Raw genomic sequence first — 18,858 nt, 5'->3', positions numbered from 1 at the left:
AGGAGTTTTTAATATGAACGTCGGATTAATTGGTTTAGGTAAAATGGGATACAACCTTGCTTTAAACTTACGTGATCATGGACATAACGTTGTTGTAAATGATGCTAATGATGAGCAAGTACAAAAAATGAACGAAGAAGGTTTTAATGGGAAGTCTTCTCTTAAGGATGTTGTAGAAGCGCTAGAAACGCCTCGGGTTCTTTGGATGATGGTTCCTGCAGGTGAGATTACTCAAGCTGTGACAACAGAATTGTCGACACTTCTTGATCGTGGTGACATTGTCATTGATGGAGGAAACTCTCACTACAAAGATTCAAAAAGCCGAGGTGAGATGCTCCTAGAAAAGGGAATTTCTTTCTTTGATGTTGGTACAAGCGGTGGTAAGTCAGGAGCTCGTAATGGCGCTTGTACAATGATTGGTGGAGATAGCGAAGTTTTCAAAACGATCGAACCACTGTTTAAAGATATTTGTGTAGAAGATGGTTACCTTTATGCCGGAGAATCAGGTAGTGGACACTTCCTAAAAATGGTTCATAACGGCGTGGAATACGGTATGATGCAGTCCATTGCAGAAGGATTCGATCTATTAAGCAAAAGCGAATATGATTTTGACTACGAGAAAGTAGCGCGCGTATGGAATAACGGTTCTGTTATTCGCTCATGGTTAATGGAATTAACAGAGCAGGCATTCTCTAAAGATGCTAACCTTGATGAGATTCGTGGTGTTATGAACTCATCAGGTGAAGGGAAATGGACAGTAGAAACAGCTCTTGATCTTCAGACAGCAACGCCTGTTATTGCTCTTGCATTAATGATGCGCTATCGTTCTTTAGAAGACGATACATTTACAGGTAAAGTTGTAGCCGCGCTTCGTAATGAGTTCGGCGGTCACGCAACTGAAAAAAGCAATTAATTTGGAAGATAAAGGAGGAAGCATGTTTGTATAAACATGCTTCCTGATCTTTTCTTACCAAAACATCTTGCGTTAATTGAACGCGCTTACAGATTACCATCTTAGGCAAGTTCGTAATAAGGACTACGAAAAGCTATACTAGTCAGTGAATAGGTCGATTACAATAACGATGTAGGAGGAATGGCTCATGACGATGAACAAGCAATATATGATCGGTGTAGATATCGGTACGACGAGTACAAAAGCCGTTCTATATAAAGAAAATGGGCAACCCGTTTCAAAACATAACGTGGAATATCCATTGTATACACCAACACCAGCAACAGCTGAGCAAGATCCTGAAGAAATTTTGTTAGCTGTAGTGGAGTCGATTCGAAAAGTGATTCAAGATAACTCATTAAAAGGGGAACAGGTAAAGTTTGTTTCATTTAGCTCAGCTATGCACAGCTTAATTGGGGTAGATGAAAAAGGAAAACCACTTACAAACTGTATTACGTGGGCAGATAACCGAAGTGCGAAGTGGGCAGAGAAAATAAAAAATGAGATGGACGGTCATGAAATTTACCGCCGCACCGGAACGCCTATTCATCCAATGTCTCCCCTGTCCAAGCTTGTTTGGCTAAAAAATGATGAAACAGAATTGTTTCAATCAATATCAAAGTTTATTTCCATTAAAGAATATGTTTTCTACCGCTTTTTCGAGGAATATGTCATTGATTATTCCATTGCTTCAGCAACAGGATTATTTAATTTGGAGCAGCTCGACTGGGACGTTGAAGCATTAAAAATCGCTGGGGTGACAGCAGATCAGCTATCAAAACCCGTTTCAACTACTCATATGATGACTGGTTTAAAAGCGCCTTATATTGAAGAAACAGGATTAACTTCTTCAACGAACTTTGTAGTTGGTGCAAGTGATGGTGTGCTTTCAAACCTTGGCGTTAACGCAATTGAGCCAGGTGTCGTTGCTGTAACAATTGGAACAAGCGGAGCGATTCGAGCGGTAACAGATCGCCCTGTAACAGACCCTAAAGGACGAATTTTCTGCTATGCATTAACAGAAGATAAATGGGTAGTTGGCGGCCCGGTGAATAATGGAGGAATCACATTCCGCTGGGTTCGTGATCAATTCGCCGCATCCGAAACAGAAACGGCGAAACGACTTGGGATTGATACGTATGAAATCCTAACAAGAATTGCAGAGCAGGTTAACCCTGGTGCCGATGGACTTCTATTCCATCCTTATCTTGCGGGTGAACGTGCACCACTATGGAATTCCGATGCACGCGGAAGCTTCTTTGGTCTTGCCATGCACCATAAAAAAGAACATATGATTCGAGCAGTACTAGAAGGCGTAATTTATAACTTATATAGCGTTCTTCTTGCATTAGAAGAACTAATAGGAGAGCCTAAACAAATTAAAGCAACAGGCGGCTTTGCGCGATCCGCACTATGGCGTCAGATGATGGCTGATATCTTTAACCAAGAAGTAACCGTTCCAGAAAGCTACGAAAGCTCCTGCCTCGGTGCAATCGTTCTCGGTAAAAAAGCACTCGGCGAAATCGATTCACTAAGCATCGTATCCGACCTCGTCGGAGACACATTCAGCCATCAACCAAAAAAAGAAAACGTAGAAACCTACGCCGAACTACTACCAATCTACATCAGAATCTCAAGAAATCTAACCGAAGAATACACAGCCATAGCCAACTACCAAAATAAAAAATTGGGGAAAAACTAAAGCGTATGTGCCACGCTTAGACCCGTCAGACACTGGAATCCTTTCAACACCACACAAAAAGACAGCCCGATTGGGCTGTCTTTTGTTATCCATCAAGCATTAATGCTTAATGGCTTCCTTCAATATTACCGTTGCTTGATCTAACTCGACGTCTTTCGTCAAAACGATCTCGCTTATGAGAAACTGCTGGGCATTCTCCAGTAGTTTTTTATCGTCAGTTCCGAGCGGTCTTTTCTTGTTAAGGGCTACGAGCTCACGGATCACTTCCACGTGATTGTGGATGTCTCCAGTTTTAAGCTTGTTCATATTATCCCGGTAACGCTGGTTCCTATTAGCACTGGGCTCTTCTACGTCAACTTCTTCATTAAAAGAAGTTAGCACTTCGTCCATCGTACTGACATCAGACACTTCACGAATCTTCAGGTTTTCCGTCTTACCTTTTGGAATCATCACCTGAATATCACGAAAAGGCATATTAAGAATATAATAGATCTGAGTTTCGCCCAGTATTTCTTTTTCCTCAATTGCTTCGACTATACCTGCACCGTACATGGGATAAAAAATCTTATCGCCTACCTCAAACAAGCGCCCACCCCCAAATTTATAAATTATAGCACATCTACTATTATAACATAAACAATTAATTTGTACGAATGTAATATTTTTTTCGTTGTAGCGGTATGTTTGATTGATCAGTGTAAACTCCATTACAATAATAGACATATATGGGTTTAACTAATAATGGAGGCGTTTACAAAATGAGGATTGGAATGATTAGTTTCTGGCACGTTCATGCAAAAGATTATGCCAAAGAGGCGCAGATTCACCCTGATACAGATATAAAAGCGATCTGGGATGAGAACGAAGAACGTGGAAGAAAAGAAGCGCAGGAAAGAGCGGTGGAGTACATAAGTGATCTAGACGTCCTTCTTAATCGAGAAGATATCGATGCTGTTGTAGTGAGCTCACCTACAAACATGCATAAGGAGATCATCATTCGAGCAGCGAGGGCAGGAAAGCATATCTTTACTGAAAAAGTCCTAGCTGCTAAAGAAAATGAGGCGCTGGAGATTCTAGAAGCGGTGAATGAGACTGGGGTAAAGTTATTTGTTTCTTTGCCCCGCGTTTATGATGGTTATACTGAAGCTATTCAGCAGTTGATTGAGTCAGGTGATCTTGGCGACATCACACAGACACGTGTACGCCTTGCTCATAATGGAGCGACTGCTGATTGGCTTCCACAGCATTTCTATCAGAAAGAAGAGTGTCAGGGCGGAGCATTAATCGACCTTGGCTGTCATCCATTGTACTTAACGAGGCTATTCCAAGGAATGCCGCAAAGTGTCACAGCTCAGTTCGGTTATGTAACGGAGAAAGAAGTAAAGGACCAGGCTGTCGTGACATTTGGATATCCAAGCGGTTCCTACGGTATTGCAGAAACAGGGTTTGTAAATGATCACTCCCCATTTACCATTGAAATACATGGCACTAAAGGATCAGCTGTATATGGCATGCCAGAGAAGGTTTTACTAAAGAAAGTATCTGATCAGTCGGAAGAGGTAGCGGTTCCAGATGACCGCCCATCCCCATTCTTTCAGTGGATCGACCACATTCAAAAGGATATCAAAACTGATGAAAACCTAGGACTTGCCCTTGAATTAACAGTGCTGATGGAGGCTGCTTATCGTGCGGAGGAGCAAAGGCGTGAAGTCGTCATCACTAACCGATAGTTTAACGTACGTTTTTAGGAAGTGAATGTGTTACACTAACTTCGACTAACGATAATGAGGTGTCTTATGAATACATTTTTACAATACAATCCAACTCGTCTTTATTTCGGGAAAGATCAGATCACTCAATTGCAAGGTGAACTTAAATATGGTGCGAAAATTCTTGTTGTATATGGTGGAGGAAGTATTAAACGAAACGGCGTATATGATGCTGTCATGTCAGAACTTAAAAAAGTAAATGCAGAGGTGCATGAGCTTTCTGGTGTTGAACCAAACCCACGTTTAACAACAGTTGAAAAAGGTTCTGCCATCTGTAAGAAAGAAGGAATAGACTTCCTTCTAGCTGTTGGTGGTGGTAGTGTAATTGACTGTACGAAAGCGATCGCGGCAGGTGCCCATTACGAAGGTTCTGCATGGGATTTAATCACGCAGAAGGAGCCGATTGAATCAGCTCTCCCATTTGGTACGGTATTAACTCTAGCTGCAACTGGATCTGAGATGAATTCAGTTTCTGTTATTACAAATTGGGAAACAAAAGAGAAGCTCGGTTGGGGTTCTCCTCATGTATTTCCGACGTTTTCGGTACTAGATCCTACTTATACATTCTCGGTTCCGGAGAATCAAACGGTGTATGGCATTGTTGACAGTATGTCACATGCGCTAGAGCATTACTTCCATCGTACAAACAATACACCAATGATCGATGGATTTATTGAATCACTTCTTCGCACGGCAATTCAAACTGGTCCTAAGCTACTAAATGATCTTGAATCATATGAACATCGTGAAACGATGATGTACATTAGTACAACAGCCTTTAACGGAACATTAAGTAATGGTACAGATGGTGGGGACTGGGCAACACATCGAATCGAGCATGCGGTATCTGCTGTTTACGATATTCCTCACGGAGGCGGATTGGCGATTCTATTCCCGAACTGGTTAGAACATGTTCTTAAAGAAGATCCTTCCCGCGTGAAACAGCTAGCGGTAAACGTTCTTGGCGTTTCATCAGAAGGGAAAAGTGATCAAGAAGTAGCAGTTGAAGGGGCGAAAGCGCTTCGTGAGTTCTGGAATTCACTTGGCGCTCCATCACGTCTTGCTGATTACGAAATTGACGATGCTGAATTTGATGGTATGGTTGAAAAAACATTTATTAAGCCAGGCGTTGGCACTTATAAAGAACTGGATCGTGAGAGCGTTCGAGATATTTTACAACGTTCTCTATAATTCAAAAGCAGCATGGCGATTTTGCCATGCTGCTTTCTTCATATCGTCTATTCATCTATATTAATATGGCGAAACTCTCCTACATGAAAAAGTCCGAGGTCCGTTAATTTTAGCTCCGGAATAACAGGGAGGCTTAAAAACGAAAGGGTAAGAAAAGGATTGAAGTGATCTGGAGCACCAATTTCCTTTAATGCTTTTTCGATTTCTTCAAGTTCCTCTATGACAGTAGGATAGTCTTTATCCGAAAGTAGTCCAGCTATTGGCAGCGGTAGCTTACCAATCACTTTCTTTCCTCGAATAACAGCCAACCCACCTTGCATTTCCTGAATGACTTCTGCAGCCTTAATCATGTCTTCATCGTTCGTTCCTGCCATAATTAAGTTGTGCGAATCATGACCGACGGTTGTTGCTATTGCCCCATCATGGATTTGAAAACCTTTCACGACCCCAAGGCCAATGTTGCCTGTATGATGATGGCGCTCAATCACAGCAAGCTTCATAAGGTCTTTTCTAGAACAAGAAACAAACCCACCATTTTCATCATGATCAACCGTTAATTTTCTGGCCTTTGTAACTATTTGATTAGGAATGAGTTCAATAACATTCGCTTCTTCCTTTGAAACGGCTAGTTTCAGGTGATCTTTTCTTAGTGTGGGGAGATGAACAGAGCTTGTAATCCGATTCGAAGGAGTAACCTTTGTTCCCATTTTTGTCTTTCCATACTCTGCAACAAGTTCTCCAGCACGATAAACATGAGAGATAGAAAAGGACTCGATGTCATCGAGCATAAGAAAATCAGCATCAAGGCCGGGCGCAATAGCCCCTTTCGTTGATAACCCAAAACATTCAGCCACATTTAATGATGCCATTTGAATGGCAAGAAGTGGATCTACCCCTTCTTGAATAGCAAGTCGAATATTATGATCGACGCTTCCTTCATTGATCAGGTCATCGATATGTTTATCGTCTGTACAAAACATGAATCTTCTAGCATTTCGTTCAGTTACAGCGGGAATGAGTTGTTTTAAGTTTTTGGCTACGGACCCTTCGCGAATGAATACATACATCCCACGTTTTATCCGCTCGAGCGCTTCTTCAGCCGTGATGCATTCATGATCCGTAGTAATTCCTGCTGATTTATAAATGTTTAGAGCATTGGAATGGAGCCCAGCGGCATGTCCGTCTATTTTCTTGTTTTGCGCATCGAATAACTTTTGCATCATAGAAGGTGAAGTATGAGCGACTGAAGGATAATCCATCACTTCAGCTAGGCCAAGGACGCGGCTGTGCTCATAGAAAGGTTTGAGATCTTCGGCAGAAAGGGTCGCGCCTGAATTCTCAAAGGAGGTAGAAGGCACACTTGAGGGAAGCATAAAGAATATATCCATCGGAACGTTTTCAGAATCCTGAAGCATATAAGAAATACCTTCGGATCCGCAGACATTCGCTATTTCATGGGGGTCAGTGACAATTGTCGTCACTCCACAAGGAAGAACAGCATTGGCGAATTCGGAAGGGGTGACCATTGCGGATTCGATATGAACATGAGCATCGATTAGTGATGGTACGATGTATTTCCCATCCGCATCAATAATATGATGACCTTCGAAATCTCCAAGTCCAGCAATCACACCATCAACAATAGCTACATCTGTCTTAATCAGCTCTAGGTTGTAACTATCTAATACAATTCCATTTTTAATCACAAGATCTGCAGGGCGTTTCCCCGCAGCTGCTTGAACTCTTCTGGTTAACTTCTCCATTATTATTCTCCTCTCATTTAGACAGAGGATGACATATTCACATTGCCAGAATTGTCATCGTAGTCAAACCATTTACGGTAGTTTGGTAGAAACCTTTGGACCTTATCTCCAAATTTATACGAAACCTGGTACGCATTATTAGCGTATTCTATAGATCTCTTGAACTCTCGTCAATAGCATCTGTCATCATCTCGAAAAAATACTTTCATATTCATATTGATAAATGGGTGGAATACAAGTAAACTACAAGTAAGAACATCTAAATAGACAAAAGAAAGCGTTTTTTTTATCGAAAATTAGGCAAACGTTTGCACTTTACTAACTTTAACTAAAAGATGAGGGTGTAGAGACATGAATAGAATCTGGTGGAAAGAAGCAGTAGGCTATCAAATTTATCCTCGTAGCTTCCAGGATTCAAATGGTGATGGTATAGGTGATTTACAAGGGGTTATTCAAAGACTTGATTATATAAAAAATCTTGGCATTGATGTGATTTGGATTTGTCCCATGTACAAATCTCCAAACGATGACAATGGATACGACATTTCTGATTATCAGGATATAATGGAAGATTTCGGTACAATGAAAGATTTTGATGCGCTTCTAGAGGAAGTGCATAAGCGAGATATGAAGCTGATTATTGATCTCGTATTGAATCACACAAGTGATGAGCATCAATGGTTTATCGAGTCACGGTCTTCGAAGGAAGATCCGAAGCGTGATTGGTATATTTGGCGTGACGGTAAGAATGGCAAAGAACCGAATAACTGGGAAAGTATCTTTGGCGGTTCAGCATGGGAATACGATAGGAAAACAGATCAGTACTATCTCCATGTTTTCTCAACAAAGCAGCCAGATGTAAATTGGGAAAATCCCGCTGTTCGAGGAGCGCTTTATGATGCGGTGAATTGGTGGCTTGATAAGGGGATTGATGGTTTCCGTATTGATGCCATTAGTCACATTAAAAAACGCCCAGGATTCCCGGATATGCCCAATCCTGCAAATGAAAAATACGTCTCTTCCTTTGATATGCATATGAATCAGAAGGGTATTCAAGAATTTCTTCAAGAATTTAAGGATGAAACGTATTCTAATTATGACGTGATGACGGTTGGAGAAGCCAACGGCGTAAGCATTGATGAAGCTGATCAATGGGTCGACGAAAAAAATGGGAAAATGAATATGATTTTTCAATTTGAGCATCTTGGATTATGGGATGCAGTAGATAAACCTGAACTTGATATCGTATCTCTCAAGTCGGTGCTGACACGCTGGCAGAAGGGGCTTGAAAACAAAGGGTGGAATGCATTGTTTGTTGAGAACCATGATAAGCCACGTGTAGTATCAACATGGGGGAACGACAAGGAATACTGGCGAGAAAGTGCGACTTCAATGGGAGCGATGTACTTCCTTATGCAAGGAACGCCTTTCATTTATCAGGGACAGGAAATCGGCATGACAAATGTTCAATACCCTTCTATTGAAGATTATGACGATGTTGCAGATAAAAATCGCTATCGCATCCAACGTGAAGCTGGTGTATCACACGAATCGATCATGAAAGTGATTTGGGCTTCTTCTCGTGATAATAGTCGCACACCAATGCAGTGGAACAGCGACTATAATGCTGGGTTTTCTTCAGGGACCCCGTGGCTAAAAGTCAATCCGAATTTTGTAAATATTAATGTACAAAAGCAAGAGAATGATGCCAACTCTATTCTAACTTTCTACAAAAAAATGATTCAGCTGAAGAAAGAAAACCTAGTTTTCACTTACGGGACCTATGATTTGCTTCTTGAAAAGCATCCGCAGCTTTATGCCTATACGAGAACAACAGAAGAAGATCAAGTTCTTGTTGTGACGAACCTATCAATAGAGCCAGCTGTATTTGAAACAGGACTGGTTCTAGAGCAAGATCAATTGCTTCTGAATAACTATCCTGTTGTGCAAGAAGTAAATGATTCGATTAATTTAAAGCCTTATGAAGCGAGAGTTTATCGAATAAATCGCTAATACAGACAGCCGATTCAATCGGCTGTTTATTTATTTTATAGAAATCATTTACATTTATAAACGATAAATGCAATCTAATAATTTCCAAAAATGTAGAATAAAGAGGGTAAAAAAGAATAGATTTCTTGAAAAATTTACCGTATAGTGTTGATTAGTGGGAAGTATGACCCAATTCTATCTTTTCACAGAATACGAGTTTACTAGGGGAGGATTAAAATGAAAAAGTTAATCGTAGCTTTATTCTCAGTAGTTGCACTATTTATGTTCATGGGTACTGGAACTTTTGCAGCAGAAAATGATCACAGTGATATTTTACAGAAAATTGAAGAAACAAATGTTAAGATTGAAGAAGAGATTCAAACAGCACAGGTTAAAGGTAACAAACTATTGTCAACGCTTTCTCTTGAAACAACTAAGCTTGATGCAACACTCGCTACCGCTCGTCAGGATGGGAAATCAGACGCTGAAATTGCTAAGATAGAGAAAGAAGTAAAGACTAAGAAAGCTGAACTTACTTCTAAATACAATCAAGAACTTGATAAACTAATTGACAATCTAATTGATAAAACAAACAAAATGACTGCAGACATGATTGCAGAAGCTGCTAAAGAGGGCATTCAGGCTGAATGTTCATGGGTGTACGTACAAATTGGAGACCGCTGGGTATGGGTTGATCCGATTAAAGTTATCGGGCCATGACCAAAAAAGGTGCATCAATTTCATGATGTACCTTTTTTGTATCTTAAAAGCACTATATAATGAATACATATAAATCTATTGTTCCGCACTCGAGGAGGGTAAATGGTGAATGGTCTTGTTGTTGGAAGAAAGAATTCATATCTTGAAAGTGTAGAACAAGAATCAGCCTCCCTAAGTTTACTAGCTAAGGGAGCAGGCCTTGAATTTATGATCCATACAATAAATGAAAACACGGCTTTTTATATTTATCCTGGTAAGAACCCTGATGCATATGAGTTTTTCTATATTCTTAAAGGACAAATAAAGTGTGAGGATCAGGACCTCGTTTTAAATGAAGGAGATTATTTTTCAGTTAAAGCTATAACAGAATTAATATTCTTTGAGGTTATAGCTGAAGCGCATCTTCTTTGGGTTATTAATGAACCTACATTTAGATTGATTAGTGAAGACATCATTAAATTGATACAAAATGTTAAGAGCGTAGGGGAAAAAGATAAATATACAAAAGAACACAGTGAACGTGTACAAAGTATGAGTATGAAAATTAGTAAAAAGATGAATCTATCTCCAGAAAATGTTGATAATTTAATTGTTGCGTCGATCCTCCACGACGTAGGCAAAATTAATGTCCCTGAAGAAATTCTCAACAAACCCGGTGGGCTAACCGATGAAGAATATGACATTATCAAAAAGCATCCAGCCGATGGAGCAGAGATGATAAAGGACACATATTATGCTGATGTCAGCAACATTATTCACCAACATCATGAGAGACTTAATGGTTCTGGTTATCCAGATGGTTTAAAGGATGAAGAAATTACGATTGGCGCGAAGATCATCGGTGTCAGCGATTCCTACGACGCGATGACAGACGATCGTTCTTATCGAAAAGCGTATACGCCAGAATATGCCATGAATGAATTAAAGCGTCTTTCAGGTGTCTTATATGACGCTGAAGTCGTTGATGCTCTTGAAGAGGTTTTAATTGAAGATGGCATACTTAATAAGGTTTAACAAAAGGGGAGATGGGATAACATCTTCTTTTTTTGTATGTTCATCTATCTTCTACAAACTTTATAGCGAAAGAAACAGTATCTTATTTCCATTGTTTCACGTGTAACATCGAAGCTGGTATGATAGTAAATAGAAAAGAATCGATATTTGAGGAGATTGGTATTGTGGGTAAACAGCTTATTCTTGCAGAAAAACCCTCTGTTGGACGTGATATTGCGAGGGTATTGAATTGTACAAAAGGTGGAAATGGTTTTCTTGAAGGAGACCGTTATATCGTCACATGGGCGCTTGGTCATCTTGTGACACTAGCTGATCCAGAAGTTTATGATGAAGCATACAAGACGTGGAAGCTAGAGGACTTACCGATGCTTCCTGCCCCACTGAAGCTAGTTGTTATTAAAAGAAGTGGGAAGCAATTTAGCGTTGTAAAAACGCAAATGAATCGGAAAGATGTTAGTGAAATTGTTATTGCCACTGATGCGGGACGAGAAGGGGAACTTGTGGCACGATGGATTATTGAAAAAGCACGTGTCCAAAAACCGTTAAAAAGACTTTGGATTTCTTCTGTAACGGATAAAGCGATTCGTGATGGTTTTAAGAATTTGAAAGAGGCAAATCAGTACAAGAACCTATACCAGGCAGCTGCAGCTAGGTCTGAAGCGGATTGGTATGTAGGTCTTAATGCAACTCGAGCGCTTACGACAAAATACAATGCACAGCTTTCTAGTGGCAGAGTACAAACACCAACGCTTTCGATTATTGCAAAGCGAGAGGAAGAAATAAAAGCCTTTGAACCTGAACGCTATTATGGGATTTCTGCTGTTGTGGATGGTTTTACATTAACTTATCGCGATGCGAAATCGAATGATTCGCGCGTATTTGATCGAGACAGAATAGATACTTACCTAAAGAATTTATCGGGCAAACCAGCTCAGATTGAAGAAGTGAAAAAAGCTAAAAAAAAGACGTTCGCTCCAGGTTTATATGATTTAACGGAATTACAGAGAGACGCTCACAAACGCTATGGCTTCTCTGCAAAGGAAACTCTTTCAGCTACACAACGCCTGTACGAGCAGCATAAGCTCGTCACATATCCTCGAACAGATTCTCGCTTTTTGTCTTCTGATATGAAGGATACGTTAAAAGAACGACTAGAAGCAGTGGCACCTTATGAGAAAACGGCTAGAAAAGTACTTGGGAACCCAATTCAAACTGGAAAGCACATTGTTGACGATCGAAAAGTTTCTGATCATCATGCCATTATTCCTACGGAGCAAACACCCATTATTCGCGAGCTTAGCGATAAGGATCGTAAGGTTTATGATCTCATAGTAAAGCGATTTGTGGCAGCACTATACTCTCCATTTGAATACGAACAAGTCACGGTTGTTGCGAAGATTGGCCAAGAGCGTTTTGATGCGAAAGGCAAACGTGTTCTTTCAGCTGGTTGGAAAGAAGTTTACGATACTGAAGAAGCGGATGTCATTCTTCCAGAGCTAAAAGAAAAACAGGAACTTCGAGTTCTTTCTCTTACAAGAACCGAAGGAAAAACAAATCCGCCGTCTCGTTTTAATGAAGGAACTCTTTTAACTGCAATGGAGAAGCCAGCTCAATTTCTTGGTAATCAGGATAAGAAGCTAGCCCAAACCCTTGGTGAGACAGGTGGGCTAGGAACCGTTGCAACGCGTGCAGATATAATTGAGAAATTATTTAATAGCTTTTTGATTGAAAAGAATGGCAAAGACTTAACAATTACATCTAAAGGAAAGCAATTGTTAGACATTGTCCCAGACGAATTACAATCCCCGGCTCTAACGGCAGAATGGGAACAAAAGCTTGAAGCGATTGGAAAAGGCGAACTATCGAAGCAGGCATTTATTGAAGAGATGAAGGCTTACGCAAATGAAACGGTTCAGAAGATCAAATCAAGTACGAAGAAATATAAGCACGATAACGTGACGGGAACGAAATGCCCCGAATGTGGTAATTTAATGCTCGAAGTGAAAAGTAAGAAGGGGAAAATGCTCGTTTGTCAGGACCGAGAATGTGGGTACCGTAAAGGGAAAAGTAAAGTAACGAATGCTAGATGTCCTAAGTGTAAGAAAAAGCTCGAGCTTCATGGACAGGGAGACGCACAGACATTTATATGCAAGTGCGGTCATCGTGAAAAGCTATCGACGTTTAATGAACGACGGAAAAAGGAAAAGAATACCAAAGCAACGAAGAAAGACGTATCAAAATATATGAAACACCAGGGCCAGGATGAACCAGTTAATACAGCTCTTGCTGATGCTTTAGCGAAATTAAAACTTGATCAAGATAAATAACAGGAAGCAGGGGGACCTGCTTCTTTTTTCATAGCGATGTTAATATTGTAATGACAAAATAATAAGATGGGGGGAATAGGTTCGTTTTGTAGTTTAGAGGGTAATACTCCAATCACAGTACATCCCTTGTCAGTAGGAATTCATTACTAATAAAAGAGTAGATAGTTGCCTTTAACAGGTAATTACGTATAAAATGACGGCAGGTAATAGACTTTCCATCTTTTTTACTAATATCTACAAATTTGAGCATATTTTCAAACATTTCTGTTCACTTCGATTATAGTGAAGTTATATACAAAGGACAGAATAGAAATGAAGAACTAGCAGTTGTTAAACATAAGGAGGCTATCCATGGTCGATTCGATTTTATTTAATATTATGCTTGTGGGTGCCCTTGGCATCTTTTCACAGTGGATTGCCTGGCGTTTTCACTTCCCTGCCATTGTCGTTATGTCCATCATTGGATTGCTTGTCGGTCCGCTTTTTGGATTACTTCATCCAGAAGATGTATTTGGTGACTTATTTGACCCGTTTGTATCTATCGCAGTTGCTATTATTTTATTTGAAGGAAGTCTAAATCTTGATTTTCGTGAGATTAAAGGGCTTGGAAGACCGGTTGGAAGAATTGTAACGATAGGAGCTTTTCTAGCGTGGCTCCTTGGTTCGTTATCAGCCCATTACGTTGCAGGTCTATCTTGGGGCGTAGCATTTGTTATTGGTGGATTATTTATTGTCACTGGCCCTACGGTCATTTTGCCGTTATTGAGGCAAGCCAAACTAAAACCAAGACCCGCGAAAATATTAAAGTGGGAAGGGATTATCGTTGATCCACTTGGGGCTCTTCTCGCTGTATTTGCATTCGAAATTATTAAATTCTTAAAAGTAGAAGAAGCAACGGCAACCGTCCTACTTGTCTTTTTCTTAGGATCCCTTTTTGCGACATTATTTGGCTTCTTATGTGGTCGCGGAGTAGGTTGGATGTTCGAGAAAGGTTATGTACCTGAATTCTTGAAATCTCCAGTCGTGTTCGCAGTGGTGATTCTTTGTTTCGCAGTGGCTGATGAAATCACGCATGAAACTGGACTGCTTGCTGTTACGGCAATGGGTATTACTCTTGCCAACATGCATATCTCTTCGATTGATGATATGAGGCATTTTAAAGAAAATATATCAGTGCTATTGATCTCGACGATTTTCATCATGCTAACAGCTTCTTTATCAGTTGACACTTTGCTTGAAATTTTCCATTGGCAAATACTGGTCTTCGTAATTCTGATGTTATTTGTAGTAAGACCACTATCCATTTGGTTATCAACCATTGGAACGGATTTATCATGGCAAGAAAAAACGCTTGTTGGCTGGATTGCGCCGCGAGGTATTGTAGCATTAACCGTAGCGAGCTATTTTGCTAGTGTTTTACTTGATGCAGGATTTGAGGATGCAAAAATATTAATGTCGCTTACGTTTGCATTAGTATTCGCTACTGTTGTGGTTCACGGCTTTTCTATTCGTTGGACTGCTGAGAAGCTTGGACTAGCGAGTGATGGCCAGCCCGGCGTTCTGATTGTTGGGGGTAGTACGTTCTCTACGGCATTATCCAAAACGCTGAAAGACCTTAAAATCCCTGTATTAATTACAGACTCATCATGGCAAAGGCTGCTTACAACGAGAAAAGCAGGAGTACCTTTTTATAGAGGAGAAATACTCTCTGAGCAAACAGAGTATCGCCTTGATCTCACCCCTTACGAGTATATGCTTGCAGCTACGGAGCTCGATTCTTACAATGCGCTCGTTTGTACGACGTTCGTTCCGGAGATTGGTCGTAATAACCTCTTCCAGTTAAGCTTACGTAACGATCGAGGAGATGACCTTGAGGAGCTTGTTCACACGATCGGTGGACGTGTAGCCTTTAAAGAAGGAGCTACATGGGAAAGCCTGAATCGTAAGGTAGAAAGTGGGTATGTTTTGCGTAAAACAAACATCACTCAGCAATATGCTTATGATCAATACCTTGAAGAAAGAGACGATGAAACGATCATGCTTTTTGTGAAAAAGCCATCTGGAAGTTTGGAGTTCTTCGCCCATGACTCTCAAACGAGAGCTGAAGCAGGTGATGTTATTGTTAGTTTGATGCCACCTAGTAAAGAATTTAATCGGATTAGAGAAAAGCTTGAGAAGCAGCGATCCGATGAGAAACTAGAAAAAGATAAAGAACAGAAGAAACAGAAGGAAGAAAATGAGTAACAGCCCCCATTTGGGGGCTTTTTGGTTATTTTCATTTAGTGTTTAGGCTCATTAGAGTGACAGGCACCGGCTAAAAATCCCTCTAAAAATCGGCCAATTCTTTCTTTATAAAATTCACTCGGTCTCGGATGTATTGAAGTATAAAGTCAGGTTCGGAATCAAAGTAGCTTAGTTTATTTTTTAGAAAAGTATCGTTAAGGGCATAAGGTCTCAAAGTCTGGTGAAGTTCATTGATCTCTTTTTCAAGTTCTTTGGTGGTAAAGAATGTTTCGATTGTTTGCTCAAGTTTTAATTTGTATCGAGCTCTAAAGGTAGGACAGGCTAGTAGTCTCGCTGTAAGCGTATTGTAGCCACTGATGGGGATATAGTCATGTTCCATCATTCTTCCGTTAATATCTCGCCCCCACGTAGCGTCATAATCCCATGGAATAACTTCAAACCGATTGGTTTCTCTGTTTTGGTAAAGGGCGTAGTTTTGAATAAAGGCGTCAAAGTTTTGTGTGCAAACGACGCCACATAGCCAGTTTAAATATTTTTCAACGTCTATTAAATTGTTTATTTCAGTTATAAACTTTTCTTGTGATAATGTGTTGATTTTATATAGAAGAATTTCAACTGAATGATCGTCTGATTCCAATCCATATTTTCTCATATATCCATCAAGCAATGATTTCTTCGGTTTGTAATCATCAGGTCGAAGGAGTGAAAAATTGGCGTCATCATTTTGAGCATAGTAAATGGGCCCATCTGGTAGGTTATGATTGTTAAGGTAAAATTCATCTATCGAATCCAGTTTTAAATAGATGCTTGAGAAGAGGTTATTGTGTGTGAGCATAATGTGTTCAGCATTAGGAGTTAGTACATTCAATTTATGAAATAAATTGAAAGAAAGCTTACTTCTTAATAATGAATAATCATTGAATTCGGCATTTAAGTGCAGTGTTTTTTGATGATGAAATAAGTTCTTGTCATTAAACTCAACCATATAGGATTTTTTTTTGAATTTTCGCGTGTGTGCGCCACGATAAGTTGTTTTCACCTCATAATTCGTTTGGTCTACTTGTAAAACAGCTGGTACAAGTTGATCGCTCCATTTATCTTTCTTTAGCTTTTTCATACCTTTTTTATCGATCGATAAATGATAGTGTGGAATGCTCATACGTCACTTCCTTTATCCTTTTCCTACTCATAACAAGATATGAGGTCATATGAGATCATGCCACTTAAATGGGAGAGAGTGGAATTTTCCGTAGGAACTGAACAAGCTCTTCATTTCTTCATATCATATAGTAATGCTAAAGCAGAAGATAAGGGAAGGGAGCAAACAGTGTTGAAGAATGTTTCAATGAATGTAGAGGTGCTATTACAACAAGCTCAGGAAGCAGGTCTTGATGAGTTTCTTATTCAAAACCCGATCGAAGCTAGAGGTGGCAAGCGTAAGTCAGGGAAGAAATCTGGTCGTCGTTCAGGTAAAGGTTCGAGCGGTTGTCGTAGTCGTCGCTCAAGTGGAAAACGTAGCTCAGGGAAGCGTTCACGTTCAGGACGTCGTAGCTCAGGAAGACGTTCAGGTAGGCGTTCAAGCGGCAGACGTAGCTCAGGCAAACGCTCGTGCGGCGTGCGCTCTGGACTTTTCTCGACAGGGAGACGTAGTAACCGTCGCAGCCGACGCAGCCGACGCTCAGGTAGGCGTTCGAGCGGCAGATGTAGCTCAGGAAGACGATCAAGTGGCAGACGTTCAAGAGGACGTCGTTAGATAATATTTGCTTTCATTTAAAGGACTGATTTTTAGAGATCAGTCCTTTTGATGTGGTATGCTTTTAAATAAAAAGAGTGGAGGTAGTGCCATGTACGATGTCACGATCATTGGAGCTGGAGTTAGTGGTATTTTTATGGCATATCAGTTAACAGAGCTACATCCAGAATATAAAATTATGTTAATCGATAAAGGAAAGAAGCTTACCGACCGAAATTGTAGGGCTCGTTCACAACAAGAATGTTCTTGTGACGTTTGTGACCAATACATAGGGTTTGCTGGGCTAGGTAAATCAGAAGGTAAATTTAATTATACGAATGATTTTGGTGGTAGTCTCGGTAGAAAAATGGGTACTGCTCAGTCGGAAAAATTGATGTGGGAAGTCGACCGCATTCTTTGTTCTTTTGGCGGGGACAAGGCTGAGCTCTATCATACATACAGTTCGGAGTTAGAGGAGAAAGCCAAAAACGTAGGATTAGATGTGTTCACGACATCAGTTAGACACCTTGGAACAAACCTTTCTTTTGAAGTGTTTCAAAATTTGTATGAGTATTTGTTAGAAAGAATCGATTTAAGATTTGAAACGGACGTTTACTCGATTGAAAAAGCAGAATACTTTGACATAGATACATCAAAAGGAATCATGAAAACAAAAAATGTTGTTATCTCGACAGGCAATAGCGGAAGTGAGTGGATGTATGCCCAATGTGAACAGTTTGGTCTCGTGCCTGGTCCTGCTCGCCTTGATTTGGGTATCCGAGTAGAAATGCGAGGTGATCAGCTCACATCCATTTTGAAGGATACGTTCGAAACGAAGCTTCATATCCAACGAGAGGCATTTGAAGGAACGACGTACTGTATGAACCCAAATGGGAGAATCATAAGGAAATATCAACACGGACTTGTTATGCCCGATGGACAGAATAAAAGGGAAAAGAATGCTCCAGGAAACAACTTGAACTTCACTTTATTTGTTCCTTCTTTTTATTCTTCGAAAGAGGAAGCGGATCACACTGCACAGCAAATTATTAGGGGGATTAATAGAGAAAGGGATCGAATTGTTGTCCAGCGTCTGCGGGATTTAAAAAAACATAAGGCTACAACTTCGACAATCCTAAGTTCGAATTCAATTGTTCCTTCCCTTGATGGAGAAGCTGGGAACTTGATAGACGAAGTGCCCAACATCTATCTTCGTGCGCTTCAGGAGTTTCTTGATTGCCTCGAAAAGTTGATCGCTGAGCCAATTGATGAAGAGACGTTACTATATGGTATGGATGGGAAGTTTTATGAAGCTAAGATCCAGACAAATGATCAATTTGAAACAGAGATAGAAGGGTTTTTTTTGATCGGAGATTGCTCTGGTGAAACGCATTCTCTATCACAGGCAGCAGCAAGCGGTTTATATGTTGCAAATTTGATGTAAGAAAAAGA

At 40.2% G+C, this 18,858-nt stretch carries 14 protein-coding genes and 1 riboswitch; of the genes, 11 read left to right on the top strand and 3 right to left on the bottom strand.

The window, feature by feature from the left end; genetic code table 11:
• The first annotated feature begins 13 nt into the window (after positions 1 to 13).
• Both gnd and gntK read left to right on the top strand, forming a co-directional pair.
• Complete coding sequence (gnd, locus tag AC0VYO_RS21640; RefSeq protein WP_475366247.1) at positions 14 to 913, top strand: phosphogluconate dehydrogenase (NAD(+)-dependent, decarboxylating); 900 nt, start codon at positions 14 to 16, stop codon at positions 911 to 913.
• A 208-nt stretch (positions 914 to 1,121) separates the two neighbouring features.
• Positions 1,122 to 2,654 (top strand): gluconokinase, encoded by a 1,533-nt coding sequence (gene gntK, locus AC0VYO_RS21635; RefSeq protein ID WP_430245616.1) that lies wholly within the window; start codon positions 1,122 to 1,124, stop codon positions 2,652 to 2,654.
• Positions 2,655 to 2,753: 99 nt separating this feature from the next.
• Here the strand turns inward: gntK and AC0VYO_RS21630 are convergent, their stop codons facing one another.
• Positions 2,754 to 3,239: a CarD family transcriptional regulator gene (locus AC0VYO_RS21630; protein WP_194218204.1), complete on the bottom strand. Its 486-nt coding sequence runs from the start codon at positions 3,237 to 3,239 to the stop codon at positions 2,754 to 2,756.
• Between the two features lie 173 nt (positions 3,240 to 3,412).
• Here AC0VYO_RS21630 and AC0VYO_RS21625 point away from each other — a divergent pair, with 173 nt between their 5' ends.
• Entirely contained in the window at positions 3,413 to 4,384 is a 972-nt protein-coding gene (locus AC0VYO_RS21625; RefSeq protein WP_475368253.1) for a Gfo/Idh/MocA family protein, read from the top strand.
• Positions 4,385 to 4,450: 66 nt separating this feature from the next.
• On the top strand, positions 4,451 to 5,614 hold the full coding sequence (locus AC0VYO_RS21620) for an iron-containing alcohol dehydrogenase (protein ID WP_475368252.1): 1,164 nt from the start codon (positions 4,451 to 4,453) through the stop codon (positions 5,612 to 5,614).
• A 47-nt stretch (positions 5,615 to 5,661) separates the two neighbouring features.
• Here AC0VYO_RS21620 and ade read toward each other — a convergent pair whose 3' ends face one another.
• Positions 5,662 to 7,377, bottom strand: a complete 1,716-nt coding sequence (ade, locus tag AC0VYO_RS21615) for an adenine deaminase (protein WP_475368251.1) — start codon at positions 7,375 to 7,377, stop codon at positions 5,662 to 5,664.
• 40 nt (positions 7,378 to 7,417) lie between these two features.
• Positions 7,418 to 7,519, bottom strand: a riboswitch (purine riboswitch).
• A 209-nt stretch (positions 7,520 to 7,728) separates the two neighbouring features.
• Between ade and AC0VYO_RS21610 the strand changes: the two genes are divergently transcribed.
• From AC0VYO_RS21610 to AC0VYO_RS21590, 5 genes are all read left to right on the top strand, one after another.
• Complete coding sequence (locus AC0VYO_RS21610) at positions 7,729 to 9,390, top strand: glycoside hydrolase family 13 protein (protein ID WP_475368250.1); 1,662 nt, start codon at positions 7,729 to 7,731, stop codon at positions 9,388 to 9,390.
• A gap of 216 nt (positions 9,391 to 9,606) precedes the next feature.
• A complete protein-coding gene (locus AC0VYO_RS21605) occupies positions 9,607 to 10,089 on the top strand; it encodes a hypothetical protein (RefSeq protein WP_475366243.1) in 483 nt (160 codons plus the stop codon).
• Positions 10,090 to 10,194: 105 nt separating this feature from the next.
• Positions 10,195 to 11,103, top strand: coding sequence for an HD domain-containing phosphohydrolase (locus AC0VYO_RS21600; protein ID WP_303532725.1), 909 nt, complete (start codon positions 10,195 to 10,197; stop codon positions 11,101 to 11,103).
• Between the two features lie 164 nt (positions 11,104 to 11,267).
• Complete coding sequence (locus AC0VYO_RS21595; RefSeq protein WP_475368249.1) at positions 11,268 to 13,430, top strand: DNA topoisomerase III; 2,163 nt, start codon at positions 11,268 to 11,270, stop codon at positions 13,428 to 13,430.
• 351 nt (positions 13,431 to 13,781) lie between these two features.
• Positions 13,782 to 15,674: a cation:proton antiporter gene (locus AC0VYO_RS21590; RefSeq protein WP_430245471.1), complete on the top strand. Its 1,893-nt coding sequence runs from the start codon at positions 13,782 to 13,784 to the stop codon at positions 15,672 to 15,674.
• An 82-nt stretch (positions 15,675 to 15,756) separates the two neighbouring features.
• Here AC0VYO_RS21590 and AC0VYO_RS21585 read toward each other — a convergent pair whose 3' ends face one another.
• The gene (locus AC0VYO_RS21585; protein ID WP_475366241.1) at positions 15,757 to 16,833 is read right to left on the bottom strand and encodes a CotH kinase family protein; all 1,077 of its coding nucleotides are present in this window, start codon (positions 16,831 to 16,833) and stop codon (positions 15,757 to 15,759) included.
• Positions 16,834 to 17,065: 232 nt separating this feature from the next.
• On the opposite strand from AC0VYO_RS21585, the gene AC0VYO_RS21580 reads away from it, so the two are divergent.
• Complete coding sequence (locus tag AC0VYO_RS21580; RefSeq protein ID WP_475368248.1) at positions 17,066 to 17,431, top strand: hypothetical protein; 366 nt, start codon at positions 17,066 to 17,068, stop codon at positions 17,429 to 17,431.
• 87 nt (positions 17,432 to 17,518) lie between these two features.
• Positions 17,519 to 18,850: an NAD(P)/FAD-dependent oxidoreductase gene (locus AC0VYO_RS21575; RefSeq protein ID WP_475368247.1), complete on the top strand. Its 1,332-nt coding sequence runs from the start codon at positions 17,519 to 17,521 to the stop codon at positions 18,848 to 18,850.
• The last annotated feature ends 8 nt before the right edge of the window (positions 18,851 to 18,858 follow it).

The organism is Anaerobacillus sp. 63XJN7_4_ISO-PGPR-S23-413, from assembly GCF_056173725.1.
This window is presented reverse-complemented; position numbering and strand designations above follow the sequence as displayed.

Bases quoted from the DNA above. Each gene is read 5' to 3' on its own strand.
- AC0VYO_RS21620 (WP_475368252.1), top strand. From the start codon at position 4,451: ATGAATACATTTTTACAATACAATCCAACTCGTCTTTATTTCGGGAAA.
- AC0VYO_RS21605 (WP_475366243.1), top strand. From the start codon at position 9,607: ATGAAAAAGTTAATCGTAGCTTTATTCTCAGTAGTTGCACTATTTATG.
- AC0VYO_RS21580 (WP_475368248.1), top strand. From the start codon at position 17,066: ATGAGTTTCTTATTCAAAACCCGATCGAAGCTAGAGGTGGCAAGCGTA.
- AC0VYO_RS21625 (WP_475368253.1), top strand. From the start codon at position 3,413: ATGAGGATTGGAATGATTAGTTTCTGGCACGTTCATGCAAAAGATTAT.
- AC0VYO_RS21575 (WP_475368247.1), top strand. From the start codon at position 17,519: ATGTACGATGTCACGATCATTGGAGCTGGAGTTAGTGGTATTTTTATG.
- AC0VYO_RS21590 (WP_430245471.1), top strand. From the start codon at position 13,782: ATGGTCGATTCGATTTTATTTAATATTATGCTTGTGGGTGCCCTTGGC.
- gnd (WP_475366247.1), top strand. From the start codon at position 14: ATGAACGTCGGATTAATTGGTTTAGGTAAAATGGGATACAACCTTGCT.
- AC0VYO_RS21585 (WP_475366241.1), bottom strand. From the start codon at position 16,833: ATGAGCATTCCACACTATCATTTATCGATCGATAAAAAAGGTATGAAA.
- ade (WP_475368251.1), bottom strand. From the start codon at position 7,377: ATGGAGAAGTTAACCAGAAGAGTTCAAGCAGCTGCGGGGAAACGCCCT.
- gntK (WP_430245616.1), top strand. From the start codon at position 1,122: ATGATCGGTGTAGATATCGGTACGACGAGTACAAAAGCCGTTCTATAT.
- AC0VYO_RS21610 (WP_475368250.1), top strand. From the start codon at position 7,729: ATGAATAGAATCTGGTGGAAAGAAGCAGTAGGCTATCAAATTTATCCT.